Origin of the sequence: Mycobacterium sp. NAZ190054, from assembly GCF_001545925.1 — a bacterium.
Lineage (GTDB): Bacteria > Actinomycetota > Actinomycetes > Mycobacteriales > Mycobacteriaceae > Mycobacterium.
The window spans coordinates 1-14654 of record NZ_LMVQ01000057.1 but is presented as its reverse complement, the minus strand read 5'-3'; the positions used below and the strand labels follow the sequence as shown (position 1 = coordinate 14654).

Genomic DNA, 14654 nt, shown 5'->3' with positions numbered 1-14654 from the left:
AATCCTGTTCAATACTGTTGAGTGTTTTTGGAGCGGAGAAGTCACATGCGCATTGTCGATCTGACCCATCCCTGGGGCCTGCACACCCCGGGCTGGGTGGGTTATCCGGGCAACAAGATGTACTACACCCAGAACCTGCAGACGAACCAGATCGTCTCGCAGCGCATCGAAGCCTCGCTGCACTCCGGCACCCACCTGGATGGACCCATGCACGGCACCGACGGCGGACTGGACATGGCGTCGCTGCCGCTGGACTACCTGATCCACCCCGGCGCCATCGTCGACGTCTCCGACGCCGTCAGCGACTGGGAGCTCATCGAGCCCGAGCACATCACCTCGAAGGTGGAGGTCAAAGAGGGTGACATCCTGATCATCCACACCGGGTTCATCGACTACTACCAGGGCATGCCGAAGCAGGACCTGGTGCGCTACTTCACGATGCACCCGGGCGGCAGCGTGCGGCTGGCCCGCTGGATGGCGGAGATGGAGATCCGTTGGTGGGGTATCGATGCCGGTTCCGGGGACCACCCGATGAACACCACGATCCGCAACATGCGCCCGGATCTGCTGAAGAAGTTCGAAGAGCACGTGGGGATGACCTACACCGAGTTCTTCGGCGGAGAATACGAGTACACCCACCATCTTTCGGGCCGTGAGATCAAATCCGACATCTTCCCGATGCACCACCTGGCGTTCCAGGACGGCTGCATCCACGCCGAGAACGTCGGCGGCGACCTGAAAACCGTGCTGAACCAGCGCGCGATCATCGGCGCGTTCCCGTGGAAGATCGAGGGCGGCGAAGCCTGCCCGTGCCGGATCATGGCCTTCTTCGACTGCGGAGCCGACGAGGTCATCGAGGGATTCGCGGGCTGACCGGTCATGGCGATGCAGCTGAAGAACCAGTTCGAGATCGACGCCGGTCTGGAGCAGACGTGGAATCTGCTCACCGATCTGGAACGGATCATGCCCTGCATGCCGGGAGCCGCCCTGGACGGGATCGAGGGCGACAACTACCTGGGCAACGTCAAGATCAAGGTCGGCCCCATCGGCGCCCACTTCCGCGGCACCGCCCGCTTCGCGCAGAAGGACGACGCCACCTACAGCGCCGTCATCGCCGCGTCCGGCAAGGACCCCAAGGGTCAGGCGGCGGCCAACGCCAAGGTCCACGCCTGGCTGGAGCCGGTGACCGACACCCGGACCCGGGTGCTGATCGACACCGATCTCGACATCAGCGGCCGGATGGCCCAATTCGGCCGCGGCGCCATCGCCGATGTCAGTAACCGGCTGATCGGACAGTTCGTCGCGAACATCTCCGCGCTGCTCGACCAGCCCGCGGGTACCGCGCCCGGCGGTGGCCCGGCGCCGATCCCGGCGACGGGCACGGCCACGTCCGCCGCCTCCGTCGCCCAGCCGGCCGGCGCCGACGCCGGCATGGATGTGATGGCGTTGGTGCTCCCGATGATCAAAGACCGGTACGGGCAGGCCCTGCTCGGTGGGCTGCTCGGATTCCTGCTGAGCTGGGCGGTGTTCGGTCGCCGGGTCAACCGCCAACCCCGCTATCACTACCTGCCCTTCCCGCAGGGCCCTCAGTGAGCCGGCGTCTCAGGTCGCTGACCCCCGCCGATCTGACCGACGAGCAACGCGTCGTCTACGACGGCATCACCGGCGGTGACCGCCTGAAGGGCACGCAGCATTTCCCGGTGGTGGCGCCGGACGGATCGCTGACCGGGCCGTTCGGGGTCATGTTGCACGCCCCGGGAATCGGCGACGCGCTCCAACAGCTCGGCGCCGCGATCCGCTACCGCACCGGGTTGTCGGCCAGGATCCGCGAGATCGCGATCCTGCTGGTGGCCACGGCGACGGATTCGGAGTTCGAGTGGTGGGCACACGAACGCGTCGGCCGCGCCGCCGGTCTCACCGACGACGAACTGGGCCAGCTGTCCACCGGGACGTTCGACGCGGAAGACGCCACGGAGCAGGCCGCCGCTGATCTGTGTAGCACGCTGCTGGGCAACGGTTCTGTCACCGACGAGGACTACCGCGGGTACGCCGAGGTGCTGGGCGTGGAAGGGATCGTCGAGCTCACCACGCTGGTGGGCTACTACCGCACGCTGGCGCAGCTGATGGCGGTGTTCGACATCGGGTTGCCGGATTGACCGGCGGCGAGTTCCGGTTCGACGTCCTGGTCGAGGAGAAGGCCGCCGTCGCCGAGGGTGTGGTCGCGCTGACGCTGCGGGAGATCGACGGGCGGCCGTTGCCCTGCTGGGCGCCGGGCTCGCACATCGACCTGATCCTGGACGGAGCGCCGACCCGCCAGTACTCGCTGTGCGGCGACCCGGCCGACCGGTCGTCCTGGCGCCTGGGCATCCTCAGGGACCCCGACGGCCGCGGCGGATCGGTGTATGTGCACGATGTGCTGCGACCTGGCGACGCGGTGCGTGTATGCGGTCCGCGCAACAACTTTCCGATGGTCGACGCCGCGCACTACCTGTTCATCGCCGGCGGCATCGGCATCACCCCGCTTCTGCCGATGATCTCTGCCGCCGAGGCCGCGGGCGCGGACTGGCAACTGGTCTACGGCGGGCGCCGGCGCGCGTCGATGGCTTTTCTCGACGAACTCGCCCGTTACGGTGACCGGGTGTCGGTCCGCCCGCAGGACGAGACCGGCCTGCTCGATCTCGACACCGTCCTGGACGCGTCACCGCCGGACGCCGAGGTGTACTGCTGCGGCCCCGAGCCACTGCTCGCCGCGGTCGAAAAACGTTGCAACGCAAGATTTTCGCGTTCGTTGCACGTCGAGCGCTTCACCGCCAAGCCGCTCGCCGGAACGGCACGAACCGGGGCCTTCGAGGTCTACCTCGCCGGCAGTGGCCTGACGTTGCAGATACCTTCGGACCGTTCGATCCTGGACGTCGTCGAAGAAGCCGGCGTGGACCCGCTGTACTCGTGCACCGAGGGCACGTGCGGGTCGTGTGAGACCGCTGTGCTCGACGGTGAACCCGACCACCGCGACTCGGTGCTCACCACCGAACAGCAGCGGGCGAACGACTGCATGATGATCTGCGTCTCACGTTCGCGCACACCGAGACTCGTTCTGGACCTGTAAGCCCAAACCACCCGACGAAGGGAACAGATATGGAGACCTGGGACGCCGTCAGGGCGCGCAGGAACGTCAGGACCTACCGTCCGGAACCGGTTGCCGAGGCGGACCTGCTGCGCATCGTCGAAGCGGGGTGGCGGTCACCCTCGGCCAGGAACCGGCAACCCTGGGATTTCGTGATCGTCACCGACGCGGATCAACTGCAGGACCTGTCCACCGTGTGGCAGGGGGCTCGCCACATCGCGTCGGCGCCGGCGGCGATCGCACTCGTCGCGCCCGAACCGCCCGACGAGCAACGCCGGGTGGTCGATTCCTACGATCTGGGTCAGGCCACCATGGCGATGGCCATCACGGCGACCGGCCTCGGAGTGGGAACGGCGCATTCGTCGGTGGGCGACCAGCAGAAGGCCAGGGAGATCCTCGGTGTCCCCGACGACCATTTCGTCGCCTACCTGCTGGGCCTCGGCTATCCGGCCGACCGGCCGCTGACGCCGATCCGCAAGCCCGACCGCCGTCCGTTCGACGAGGTGGTCCACCGCGGTCGTTGGTGACCCGCTCACACCCGCGCGGATGCCTCCGACCACGCGGAGGTCAGCACGGAGGAATCGGTGACCAGCCCGAAGTGCAGCGAGATCATCGCGGTGGCGGCATGTTCGAGTTCCTGGTTGGTGCCGCGCACCAGATCGGCCGGCACGACGACGCGGTACCCGAGATTCGACGCCTCGAATGAACTGTTCAGCACACAGCAGTCCGCCATGATGCCGTCGATGACGACGGTGCGGATTCCCATCTGGCGCAACAGGAAATCGAGGTCAGTCGGGTAGAACGCCGACAGGCGCTTCTTGCCGCTGACGATCTCGTCGCCCGGAAGCACCTCGGTGACGAACTCGGTCCACTGCGTGCCGGTGAGGGCGTGCTGGTCGGCGCCCGGTATGGGCCCGGCGAACTGCGGGAACGTGAGCCGCCACGCGCTGGGACTGGTACCCAGGACATCGTCGCGCCCCGAGGGGCGCAACTCCGACCGCACATGGATGACGGGCACGCCGTGGGCGCGGGCGTCTGCGTGAAACGCGTTGACGCCGTCGATGATCTGGCGGCCGCGCGGGGCCGGGCACGGGCAGTCCGGTCGCTCGGACAGGTGCCCGGCGTGCATGTCGATGGAGACGACGGCCGTGGAGGCGGGGTCGAGGTACGCCGCGAACGGGCCCCGCGGATCGAGTTCACGTCGCTCGCCGTTGACGAAGTGGTGATGCATGTTCCCGCCTTGTCTCATCGGTTGCCGAACAGATGGGTGAAGAGTTCGGGCCGGTTGTAGTGACCGGCCACGTCGTGGACGAATTTGGCTCCGACGACGTCGGTGGGATCGACGTCGGCGTAGACGATCTGCGGTGTGCCGTCCTGCGCTTCGGCGAGCACCTGGCCCGCCGGCCCGATGATGGAGGCGCGTGCTCCGGCGTCGTCGGACACCAGGTAGCCGGAGTGCCCGCCGTACCCGTAGGCGTCCACCATCTCCGGTGTGACCGTCCCGACCGCGTTGACCACGAAGCACTTCAGCGAGTACGCGAGCCCTCGCGACACCAGCTCGACCACCGGCCGGATGGCCAGGGCCGGGCTGAAGTGCTGAGGCCACGATGCGACGTGCACCGTGGGGTATGCCACCGCGGCGGCGTACTGGGCGAGAGGGTTCGAGTTCTCTCCGCAGATCAGCCCGCTGACGGTGATCCCCTGCGCGGGATAGCTGTTGGTGCTGCCGGTGGTGCCGGGGCCGTGCACCAGGCGTTCCCCGATGGTCGGAACGTACTTCTGGTGCCGGTCCAGGAGTTCGCCGCGCTCGTCGATGAACAGCTGGGTGTTGTAGAGCGTGCCTGTCGTGTCCGCAGTCCGCTCGCACACCCCGACAACCGCCGCCACCCCCGCTTGCCGGCATGCCGCGCGAAGAACGTCCACGCTCCGGGACCGGACTTCCACGGCGTTGGCGAACAACCGTGTGTTGAGGGCGACGAATCGGTCGTCGAACGGTTGCAGCTCCGCCCAACCGGGGTGGCCGGGAATGAATCCTTCTGGAAATCCGACGATGTCGGCGCCGGCCCGGCCGGCGCGTTCGATCAGGTCCGCCGCCTTCGCGGTGCTGGCGTCCCGGTCGAGGAACACCGGGGCGTCCTGAACCGCGGCCAACCTCATGGGACGACGGGTTCGGGCGGGGACTGCTGCGCCGACGGTCCGCCCGCGCCGAGTGCCTGCCGCCGCTCGAGGAACGGGCGGATCCCGAAGTTCACGACGATGTTCAGGCCGATGAGCATCAGGATGCCCAGCATCATCGGCGTGGTGAGCACGCTCGAGATCTGTGGCGGAAGGGATTCCACGATGTCGTCGGGAAGCCATTGTCCGCCCAGCGCGACGATGAACGAGGTCGCGGCCACCGCGATGTTCAGGTCGTCCCATTCGACCTGTTTGAGCATCTGGACACCGCTGAAAGCGATGATGCCGAACAACACGGTGCTGGCCGCGGCCAGCACGGAGCCCGACAGTCCCGCGATGAACAGGCTGAGCTGGGGCAGGAACGCCAGCGCGAACGCGAAGAGGCCGGCCGCCATCGTCACGAACCGGCTCCCGATGCGGGTGATGCGGATGATCCCGACGTTCTCGGGGTACGAGGTGGTGCCGATGCCGCCGAACATCGAGCCGATGGAGGAACCGAGGAACTCGGTGAACAATCCGCGGTTGATCCGGTTCAGCGACAGCCGTTCACCGCCCCAGCCGGCGACCAGGGTGTACATCCCCATCGCCTCGGCCCCGGCCTGCAGGAAGGCGAGCAGCATCAGCACGACGACCGGCCAGGCCACCCCGAATCCGAACGGGAACAACGTGGGAGTGCCGATGAAGGCGGCCTCGCTCAGGTCCGGCGGCGACCACAGCCCGGCCACCAGGGCCAGCACGGATCCGACGGCGATCCCCCAGACGATCGCGCCGCGCTTGACGAGGGTGTCGCCGCCGAAGATCATGCAGGCCAGGATCACCACGACCACCGCGGCGCCGACCCAGAAACTCGACCAACCGTAGGAGCCGGTCCCGGGGGTGCCGAACCAGCCTGGCAGACCGATGTTCGCCAGCTGAGCGCCGATGATGATGAACAGTGTGCCGAAGACGAGGGGGTCGGCGGCGAACTTCCTGATGTGCCCGAACAATCCCCACTTTCCGATCGGGATCGTCAGGAACATGAAGATGACACCGGCCACCAGCATCGAGCCGAAAGCGGTCCCGAGGCCGTAGGTGGCTCCCGAGACGAGCAGTGCGGCGAAGAAGGCCGCCGTGGGGCCCTGCACGATCGGCAGCCGCACGATGCGGCTGGACTGGAGGATCGTCACGATGCCGGTGAGCAGGAAACAGGCCTGCACGATGTGGCTGACATCGGTCGGGCTCAACTCCAGCGCCGATCCCAGGAGCACCGGGAATATCCAGATCCCGGTCAACGCCAGCAGATGCTGCAGTCCGAACAGCCCGAGCTTCGGCAGCGGCAGGCGGTCCTGGATGCCGACGTCCAGCACTGGCCGAGAGTCGGGCCTGATTTCAGCCATATGGAAATCGTCGCCGCGGCGGCGCGGTTCCGCAAGTCGAACCACGACCGGTGTGTCGCTGCTGTGCCAGGGTGTCCGATATTCACTTGGGCATTCCGGCCACCACCGCCTCCGGCATATGTTTTGATGTAGTTGAATCAATCGGAGTCGCTGGACGGCGGTCCGGCTGGGTCGCGCCTGACATCGTGCGCGGCCGCGCGGTTTCGAACCGCCAGTAAGCAAACAACTTTGGGCTGCCCGGAGGTATGTCGATGAGGAACTCACTCCCGCGTCGCGCGTCGGGAGCGGCGTTCCGCCCGGCTTCCGTCGGCCCCGTCGAAGTGCGGAATCGCCTGATCCGGGCCGGCACCGGAGAATCGATGGCCGATGCCGCCGGCCGGATCGGGGCCGACTACGTGGCGCTGCACGAAGCCCTCGCCGAGGGCGGTGTGGGCCTGTCGTTCACCGGCCACATCTTCAGCCACGTGCGCGGCCGCTACGGCGAACTGCAGGCAGGTCTGGATTCAGACGACGCGATTCCCCGTTTCCGGCAGGTCACCGACGCCGTACACCGGCACGGGGGCCGCATCTTCGCCCAGATCGCCCATGCCGGAAGCCAATCGATGATGCTCGGCACGGAAGCGCTCGCGCCGTCCGAGGTGAGCAACGTGATGACCGGTCGCCAGGTGCGCGCGGCGACCGGCGACGAGATCGAAGAGGCGATCGACGCGTTCGCGCAGGCCGCACGCCGGGCCATGGAGGCCGGATTCGACGGCGTGCACCTGCACGGAGCCAACGGATATCTGATCAGTCAGTTCCGGTCGCCGCTGACCAACCGGCGCGACGACGAGTGGGGCGGCACGCAGCAACGCCGTGAGCGGTTCCCGCTCGAAGTCGTCCGCGCCATCCGCGCGCAGGTGCCACCGGACCGGGGCTTCACGATGAAGGTGGGGCTGGCCGACCTCGTCGACGATCCCGGGGGCCTCGACATCGAGAATTCGCTGCCGGGAATCGCCGGCTTCGTGGCGTCGGGACTGGACGGTGTCGAGGTCTCGTCAAACCTGATGAGCGACTACGTTTCCGCCTCGATCCGCGGCTACATCGCCGTGACCCCGAAACGGGCGGCGCAGGACCTGCTCTTCCACCGCCTGCACAAGAGCCCCGAACCCGAGGGGTACTTCCTGCCGTTCGCCGACGCCGTCCGGTCCCGCATCGACACCACGATCATCCTCGTGGGTGGTCTACGCACGGTCCACACGATCGACGAGATCATCGCCTCCGGGCGCGCCGACTTCATCTCCATGGCAAGACCGTTCATCCGCGAACCGGATCTCGCCCGGCGGCTGGTGAACCGGGAGCAGGTCAGTGCGGCCTGCGTCTCGTGCAACATCTGCCTGATGCACGACGAGCATCACGCTCTGAAGTGTTGGCGCACCCCGCGGTCCAACCTCTGGGAGCACGCACGGTACAGATTGTCGGGTGGGTTCAAGCACAAGGGTTCCGGGCGGAAGCCATCGGCCGCGAAGCATTGAGCACGTGGTGACGCGCCGCCGGAGCTCACTCGGCGCACCGATACTCGTCGCGGTGTCGATCTTCGGCCTGGCCGCGTGCCTGCGACCGGCGATCACGGCCGTCGGGCCACTGGTGCCGGAGATCAACGCCTCGACCGGCCTCAGTTACGGCGAACTCGGCATGCTCGGCTCGCTGCCGCTGCTGCTGTTCGCGATCATCGCGCCGTTCGCCGCGGTCGCGCTGCGCCGTGGCGGCCCGGCGGTGGTCGCGCGTTGGGTGGCGCTGATCCTGGTGCTCGGCATCGTGGTCCGGTCGGTCGCCGGAATCCCCGGGTTGTGGCTCGGCACGGTGCTGCTCGCCGGAGCCATCGCCGTCGGCAACGTGCTGGTTCCCGTGCTGGTGCGCCGCGACTATGCGAGAAGCGCTGCGACCGCTTCCGGGGTCAACGCGGTGGTGATCAGCGGTTTCGCCGCTCTCGGATCCGGGCTGGCGATCATGTTCACCGACTGGACCGGGGACTGGCGCCGCACCCTGCTGCTGTGGGCCATCCCGCCGGCGGTGCTGGCGGCGGTGTGGTTCCTGCGTCGCGACGAGCGGCAGGACGCCGGCATCGGACCCGAACCGCCCCGCACCAGTCAGCTGCGGCGGCCGATCGCCTGGGCCGTCACCGGGTTCATGGGGCTACAGTCCCTCACCTTCTATCTGGTGATCACCTGGATGCCCAGCATCGAACTCAGCCGCGGCGTGAGCCCCGAGGACGCCGCGTTCCACCTGCTGGTCTACCAACTGTTCGGCGCTCCGTTCGGACTGGTGTACGGCTGGTTTCTGCAGCGCACCGGCCGCTACGTGCTGATCACCGTGCTGACCAGCGTCCCGGTGCTGATCGGCGCGGTCGGACTGCTGGCCACCGACGGCAGCGCGCTGCCGTGGCTCGCCATCGCCGCCCCGGGAAGCGCGGGTGCGCTGTCGGTCGCGCTGTTGCTGATGGCCTATCACGCGAGCGACGCGCGGGAGGCGGCCGGGTTGTCGGCGATGGCCAACAGCGGCGGGTATCTGTTGGCGGCCACCGGGCCGTTCACTGCCGGCCTGCTGCACGAGTGGACAGGATCGTGGACCTCGGCGCTGGTGCTGCTCGTCGTCGCCAGCGCAGTACAGGTCGTCGTCGCGGCACTGGCGGCCAGGCCGTCCCGTCGGACCGCGGCCGTCGCGGCTCAGGTGCCCTCGAACTGATTCTGTCCCAGGCTGTCGACGAACCTCGGCCCCAGCCGGTCGAGTTCGCGTCGGTAATCGTCGGCCCACATGCCGAACGGATGGTGTGCCAGGTGCTCGTTGCGGAACCGGTCGTCCTCGGAGACCTCGGTGAAGCAGAACGAAGGTATCGGCAGATCCACCACGGGGCCGCCCCGTTCCACCTCGGAGAGGATCAGCGGAGCGTTGCCGCCCAGGAACCGGTCGATGACCCAGCCGTCCTCGCCGAGCCAGACCGACGACCGGATCTTGAGTACGACATGCTCGGCGCGCGCCACGATCTGCCCGGCGACCAGCGGATCGATCTCGCGCTCGGCCTCGTAGCGGGTGCCCCCGGCGGCGGGGCCCTTGGCGGTCATGGTGCCGATCGCGTCCCCGCCCAGCGCGGTCACCAGTTCGGCGGGGGTTCCGTCCGGGTCGGCCGGCGCAGGCCCCTGCAGGCGCACCCGGACCGCGTAGCCGTCCGCGGCGAACACATACGCCTGCGCGATCAGGGCCGGACTCGGATCGGACGCGGCCACGGCAGGCATCTCGCGGACGAAGAACTTCCGTTCGAACTCGAAGTCACCGAAGTCGGACTCGGACATAGAGCGACGCTAACCCGGTGGGGCCGCAGACCGCGGACATCGCACTCGTGTCCGATCCGGAGAATCTGGTAAAACTGACAAGACTTGAGCGGAACACACTCAACCTTGACGACGTTGGAGTAGGCGACAAACATTTCAAGGGCCCCCCTGTGCGGCCCCCTATGTGAAAGGGAGGTGTCGTGGACTCGTTCAATCCGACGACCAAGACCCAGGCGGCCCTGACTTCGGCGCTGCAGGCGGCCACCGCCGCGGGCAACCCGCAGATCATGCCCGCGCACCTGCTGATGGCGCTGCTGACCCAGAACGACGGCATCGCCGCACCGCTGCTCGAGGCCGTCGGCGTCGAACCCGCGACCATCCGCGCCGAGACCCAGCGGCTGCTCGACCGGCTGCCCAGTGTCACCGGCTCGAACTCGCAGCCCCAGCTGGCCCCGCAGTCGATCGCCGCGATCACCGCGGCCACCCACCTGGCCACCGAGATCGACGACGAATACGTCTCCACCGAGCACCTGCTCGTCGGCCTGGCCAGCAACGACACGGACACCGCCAAACTGCTGACCGGCCACGGCGCGTCCCCGCAGGCGTTGCGGGAGGCGTTCGTCAAGGTCCGTGGCAGCGCCCGCGTCACCAGCCCCGATCCCGAGGGCACCTATCAGGCGCTGGAGAAGTACTCCACCGACCTGACCGCCCGTGCGCGGGAGGGCAAGCTGGACCCGGTCATCGGCCGCGACACCGAGATCCGGCGCGTGGTGCAGGTGCTGAGCCGCCGCACCAAGAACAACCCGGTGCTCATCGGTGAGCCCGGCGTCGGCAAGACCGCGATCGTGGAGGGCCTGGCCCAGCGCATCGTCGCCGGCGACGTGCCGGAGAGCCTGCGCGACAAGACCGTGGTGTCCCTGGACCTGGGCTCGATGGTGGCCGGCGCGAAGTACCGCGGAGAGTTCGAGGAACGGCTCAAGGCCGTGCTCGACGACATCAAGAACTCGGCCGGTCAGATCATCACGTTCATCGACGAGCTGCACACCATCGTCGGTGCCGGCGCGACCGGTGAATCGGCGATGGACGCCGGCAACATGATCAAGCCCATGCTGGCGCGCGGCGAGCTGCGGCTGGTCGGCGCGACCACCCTCGACGAGTACCGCAAGTACATCGAGAAGGACGCGGCGCTGGAACGCCGCTTCCAGCAGGTGCTGGTCGGGGAGCCCTCGGTCGAGGACACCGTCGGCATCCTGCGCGGTCTCAAGGAACGCTACGAGGTGCACCACGGCGTGCGGATCACCGACTCGGCGCTGGTGTCCGCGGCCACGCTGAGCGACCGCTACATCACCGCCCGCTTCCTGCCGGACAAGGCCATCGACCTCGTCGACGAGGCCGCGTCCCGGCTGCGCATGGAGATCGACTCCCGGCCCGTCGAGATCGACGAGGTCGAGCGGCTGGTCCGTCGCCTCGAGATCGAGGAGATGGCGCTGGAGAAGGAGGAGGACGCCGCGTCCAAGGAGCGGCTGGAGAAGCTGCGCTCCGAGCTGGCCGACCACAAAGAAAAGCTGGCGGAGCTCACTACCCGCTGGCAGAACGAGAAGAACGCCATCGACGTGGTCCGCGAGCTCAAGGAACAGCTGGAGGACCTGCGCGGTGCGGCCGACCGGGCCGAACGCGACGGCGATCTGGCCAAGGCCGCCGAGCTGCGCTACGGCCGCATCCCCGAGGTCGAGAAGAAGCTCGACGCCGCCGTACCGCAGGCCGAGGCTCGTGAGGATGTGATGCTCAAGGAGGAGGTCGGACCTGACGACATCGCCGACGTGGTGTCGGCGTGGACCGGCATCCCGGCCGGCCGGATGCTCGAAGGGGAGACCGCCAAGCTGCTGCGCATGGAGGACGAGCTGGGCAAGCGCGTGGTCGGGCAGAAGAAGGCCGTGCAGGCCGCGTCCGACGCGGTGCGCCGGGCCCGGGCCGGTGTCGCCGACCCGAACCGCCCCACCGGCTCGTTCATGTTCCTGGGCCCGACCGGTGTGGGCAAGACCGAGCTGGCCAAGGCGCTGGCGGAGTTCCTGTTCGACGACGAGCGGGCGATGGTCCGCATCGACATGAGTGAGTACGGCGAGAAGCACTCGGTGGCCCGCCTGGTCGGTGCGCCTCCCGGCTACGTCGGTTACGACCAGGGCGGTCAGCTGACCGAGGCGGTGCGGCGGCGTCCGTACACGGTGATCCTGTTCGACGAGATCGAGAAGGCCCACCCGGACGTGTTCGACGTGCTGCTGCAGGTGCTCGACGAGGGCAGGTTGACCGACGGGCAGGGCCGTACGGTCGACTTCCGCAACACCATCCTGATCCTGACGTCCAACCTGGGCGCCGGCGGCACGGAGGACATGGTGATGGCGGCGGTGCGCTCGGCGTTCAAGCCGGAGTTCATCAACCGCCTCGACGACGTGATCATCTTCGACGGGCTCAACCCCGAGGAGCTGGTGTCCATCGTCGACATCCAGCTGGCTCAGCTGCAGAAGCGGCTGGAGCAGCGCCGGCTGCATCTGGAGGTGTCGCTGCCGGCGAAGAAGTGGCTGGCCCACCGTGGCTTCGACCCGCTCTACGGCGCCCGGCCGCTGCGTCGGCTGGTGCAGCAGGCCATCGGTGACCAGCTGGCCAGGCTGCTGCTGGCCGGCGAGGTGCACGACGGCGACGTCGTGCCGGTCAACGTCAGCCCGGACGGCGACTCGCTGGTGCTGGGCTGAGTTTCCGTCTGCCCACCCTTATTGACGTTTCCGTCGGGCCGAAGCCGGCTACTCCTCGCCTGACGAGGAGGTCGGCGAATGTCCCAGCAGACAGTGGTTCTCATCGCGGTCCTGGTTGTGGTGCTCGGCATCGCGGCCATCGTGGGATGGTGGTTGTCCCGCAGGCGCAAATCGGCGCGGCTCCGACAACGGTTCGGCCCGGAGTACGACCGGGCGCTCGACGAACGGGGTGACCAACGGGCCGCCGAGGCCGAGCTTCTGGCCCGCGAGGAGAAGCGCAATAAGCTCGACATCGTCGAGCTGACGGCCGAAGCCCGGCAGGAGCACGCCGACACCTGGCGCAGGGTGCAGACGGAGTTCGTCGACTCCCCGCAGGAAGCGGTGGGCCGCGCCGAACGGCTGGTGACCCGGGTGATGCGCGAGCGCGGTTACCCGATCGACGAGTTCGAGCAGCGCGCCGCCGACATCTCGGTCGATCATCCCGATGTGGTGGAGAACTACCGCCACGCGCACGCCGTCTACCTGTCGCAGCAGCAGGGCGACATCACCACAGAGCAGGCGAGACAGGCGTTCGTGCACTACCGCGCGCTGTTCGACCGTCTTCTGGGGTCCGATTCCGACCACCGCGCCGACACCCACAGGGCCCATGACAGGAGGCAGACCCATGACCACGCCTGAGCATCGATCCGACACCGTGCGGCTCGACCGGGACGAGAACGTGCCGTTGGAGACGGTCGGACCCGGCCACGACGACCTGATCCTCGAACCCGCACGGACATGACGGGGGCACCCGAGACGGCCGCGCATGAGCACGGCGCGGGGAACGACGTGGCGGGGCGCCTCTTCGGTGACAGCGAGCTGACCGGACTACGTGCGCGCTGGAACGACGTCCAGGCCGCGTTCGTCGACGACCCGCGGGAGTGTGTGCAGAAAGCCGACGGACTGGTCGCCGACATGGTCGAGCAACTGACGGCCGGATTCACCGAGGCGCGATCGCGGCTGGAGGCGCAGTGGGCACGGGGAGAGCAAGTGTCCACCGAGGATCTGCGCATCGCGCTCAAGCGCTATCGCGACTTCTTCGAGCGTCTGCTCACGGTGTGAGCGCCGGCAGACGTGATCGGTCTGTGACCCATTCGGATTCGGAGCGCACCGCGTTGAGCGGATACTCTTGACGCAATGGTTCCGCTTTGGTTCACGCTGTCCGCACTCTGTTTCGTGGGTGCGGCAGTGCTGCTGTACGTCGATCAGGACCGACGCCGTGGGCTCGGACGTCGGCGTAAGTCGTGGGCGAAGTCGCACGGGTTCGACTACGAGCACGAATCGACCGACATCCTCAAGCGCTGGAAGCGCGGGGTGATGTCCACCGTCGGCGACGTGACCGCCCGCAACGTGGTCCTCGGCCAGATCCGCGGCGAGGCGGTGTTCATCTTCGACCTCGACGACGTCGCGACCGTGATCGCGCTGCACCGCAAGGTCGGGACCAACGTCGTCGTCGACATGCGGCTCAAAGGCATCAAGGAGCCCCGCGAGAGCGACATCTGGCTGCTCGGGGCGATCGGCCCGCGCATGGTGTACTCCACCAACCTCGACGCGGCCCGCCGCGCCTGCGACCGCCGCATGGTCACGTTCGCCCACACCGCGCCGGACTGCGCCGAGATCATGTGGAACGAGCAGAACTGGACGCTGATCAGCATGCCGGTGACCAGTACCCGCGCCCAGTGGGACGAGGGACTGCGCACCGTGCGGCAGTTCAACGACCTGCTGCGGGTGCTGCCGCCGGTGCCGTCCGCGGCCACCGGTCAGCCCGGTCTCGACGCTGCCGGTGAAGTGCAGGCGCCAGATGTCCGGATGCCGAACCAGCAGGTCCCCGGTGGCTGCCCCGCCCTGGATCACGTTGAACACGCCCGGACCGAGAGTGCCGGTGGCC

14 protein-coding genes and 1 pseudogene are annotated in these 14654 nt (G+C 68.0%); 11 read left to right on the top strand and 4 right to left on the bottom strand.

The window, feature by feature from the left end:
• Nucleotides 1-45: 45 nt before the first annotated feature.
• From ASJ79_RS05655 to ASJ79_RS05635, 5 genes are read left to right on the top strand one after another with little or no spacing between them, the layout of a single operon-like run.
• A complete protein-coding gene (locus ASJ79_RS05655) occupies nt 46-873 on the top strand; it encodes a cyclase family protein (RefSeq protein ID WP_067953759.1) in 828 nt (275 codons plus the stop codon).
• A 6-nt stretch (nt 874-879) separates the two neighbouring features.
• The gene (locus tag ASJ79_RS05650; RefSeq protein WP_067953758.1) at nt 880-1593 is read left to right on the top strand and encodes an SRPBCC family protein; all 714 of its coding nucleotides are present in this window, start codon (nt 880-882) and stop codon (nt 1591-1593) included.
• A complete protein-coding gene (locus ASJ79_RS05645; RefSeq protein WP_067953757.1) occupies nt 1590-2156 on the top strand; it encodes a carboxymuconolactone decarboxylase family protein in 567 nt (188 codons plus the stop codon). The genes ASJ79_RS05650 and ASJ79_RS05645 overlap by 4 nt, the downstream gene beginning before the upstream one ends.
• Entirely contained in the window at nt 2153-3106 is a 954-nt protein-coding gene (locus ASJ79_RS05640) for a PDR/VanB family oxidoreductase (protein ID WP_067953756.1), read from the top strand. The genes ASJ79_RS05645 and ASJ79_RS05640 overlap by 4 nt, the downstream gene beginning before the upstream one ends.
• A gap of 29 nt (nt 3107-3135) precedes the next feature.
• Nucleotides 3136-3651 (top strand): nitroreductase family protein, encoded by a 516-nt coding sequence (locus ASJ79_RS05635; protein WP_067953755.1) that lies wholly within the window; start codon nt 3136-3138, stop codon nt 3649-3651.
• Nucleotides 3652-3656: 5 nt separating this feature from the next.
• Here ASJ79_RS05635 and ASJ79_RS05630 read toward each other — a convergent pair whose 3' ends face one another.
• From ASJ79_RS05630 to ASJ79_RS05620, 3 genes are read right to left on the bottom strand one after another with little or no spacing between them, the layout of a single operon-like run.
• Nucleotides 3657-4355 carry a cysteine hydrolase family protein gene (locus ASJ79_RS05630; protein ID WP_067953754.1) on the bottom strand — a complete coding sequence of 233 codons (699 nt, stop codon included), beginning with the start codon at nt 4353-4355 and terminating at the stop codon, nt 3657-3659.
• 14 nt (nt 4356-4369) lie between these two features.
• The gene (locus ASJ79_RS05625; RefSeq protein ID WP_067953753.1) at nt 4370-5281 is read right to left on the bottom strand and encodes a carbon-nitrogen hydrolase family protein; all 912 of its coding nucleotides are present in this window, start codon (nt 5279-5281) and stop codon (nt 4370-4372) included.
• The gene (locus ASJ79_RS05620) at nt 5278-6675 is read right to left on the bottom strand and encodes a uracil-xanthine permease family protein (protein ID WP_067953752.1); all 1398 of its coding nucleotides are present in this window, start codon (nt 6673-6675) and stop codon (nt 5278-5280) included. Before ASJ79_RS05620 ends, ASJ79_RS05625 begins: the two co-directional genes overlap by 4 nt.
• A 251-nt stretch (nt 6676-6926) precedes the next feature.
• Between ASJ79_RS05620 and ASJ79_RS05615 the strand changes: the two genes are divergently transcribed.
• Nucleotides 6927-8186 carry an NADH:flavin oxidoreductase gene (locus ASJ79_RS05615; protein WP_197420088.1) on the top strand — a complete coding sequence of 420 codons (1260 nt, stop codon included), beginning with the start codon at nt 6927-6929 and terminating at the stop codon, nt 8184-8186.
• A 7-nt stretch (nt 8187-8193) separates the two neighbouring features.
• On the top strand, nt 8194-9396 hold the full coding sequence (locus ASJ79_RS05610) for an MFS transporter (protein ID WP_197420087.1): 1203 nt from the start codon (nt 8194-8196) through the stop codon (nt 9394-9396).
• On the opposite strand, the gene ASJ79_RS05605 is transcribed toward ASJ79_RS05610, so the two are convergent.
• Entirely contained in the window at nt 9378-10001 is a 624-nt protein-coding gene (locus ASJ79_RS05605; protein ID WP_067953749.1) for a hypothetical protein, read from the bottom strand. The two genes, ASJ79_RS05610 and ASJ79_RS05605, sit on opposite strands and share 19 nt — an antisense overlap.
• A gap of 179 nt (nt 10002-10180) precedes the next feature.
• Here ASJ79_RS05605 and clpB point away from each other — a divergent pair, with 179 nt between their 5' ends.
• From clpB to ttfA, 4 genes and pseudogenes are all read left to right on the top strand, one after another.
• Entirely contained in the window at nt 10181-12727 is a 2547-nt protein-coding gene (gene clpB / locus ASJ79_RS05600) for an ATP-dependent chaperone ClpB (protein ID WP_067953748.1), read from the top strand.
• A 78-nt stretch (nt 12728-12805) separates the two neighbouring features.
• Nucleotides 12806-13405 carry a hypothetical protein gene (locus ASJ79_RS05595; protein ID WP_067953747.1) on the top strand — a complete coding sequence of 200 codons (600 nt, stop codon included), beginning with the start codon at nt 12806-12808 and terminating at the stop codon, nt 13403-13405.
• Nucleotides 13406-13504: 99 nt separating this feature from the next.
• Entirely contained in the window at nt 13505-13828 is a 324-nt protein-coding gene (locus ASJ79_RS05590) for a hypothetical protein (protein WP_231750736.1), read from the top strand.
• Nucleotides 13829-13903: 75 nt separating this feature from the next.
• Nucleotides 13904-14497, top strand: a pseudogene (gene ttfA / locus ASJ79_RS05585) (trehalose monomycolate transport factor TtfA); the annotation flags it as partial.
• Between the last annotated feature and the right edge of the window lie 157 nt (nt 14498-14654).

Coding starts and splice junctions, on each gene's coding strand:
- ASJ79_RS05615 (WP_197420088.1), top strand. CDS start 6,927: ATGAGGAACTCACTCCCGCGTCGCGCGTCGGGAGCGGCGTTCCGCCCG.
- ASJ79_RS05590 (WP_231750736.1), top strand. CDS start 13,505: ATGACGGGGGCACCCGAGACGGCCGCGCATGAGCACGGCGCGGGGAAC.
- ASJ79_RS05655 (WP_067953759.1), top strand. CDS start 46: ATGCGCATTGTCGATCTGACCCATCCCTGGGGCCTGCACACCCCGGGC.
- ASJ79_RS05605 (WP_067953749.1), bottom strand. CDS start 10,001: ATGTCCGAGTCCGACTTCGGTGACTTCGAGTTCGAACGGAAGTTCTTC.
- ASJ79_RS05650 (WP_067953758.1), top strand. CDS start 880: ATGGCGATGCAGCTGAAGAACCAGTTCGAGATCGACGCCGGTCTGGAG.
- ASJ79_RS05620 (WP_067953752.1), bottom strand. CDS start 6,675: ATGGCTGAAATCAGGCCCGACTCTCGGCCAGTGCTGGACGTCGGCATC.
- ASJ79_RS05630 (WP_067953754.1), bottom strand. CDS start 4,355: ATGCATCACCACTTCGTCAACGGCGAGCGACGTGAACTCGATCCGCGG.
- ASJ79_RS05635 (WP_067953755.1), top strand. CDS start 3,136: ATGGAGACCTGGGACGCCGTCAGGGCGCGCAGGAACGTCAGGACCTAC.
- ASJ79_RS05625 (WP_067953753.1), bottom strand. CDS start 5,281: ATGAGGTTGGCCGCGGTTCAGGACGCCCCGGTGTTCCTCGACCGGGAC.
- ASJ79_RS05595 (WP_067953747.1), top strand. CDS start 12,806: ATGTCCCAGCAGACAGTGGTTCTCATCGCGGTCCTGGTTGTGGTGCTC.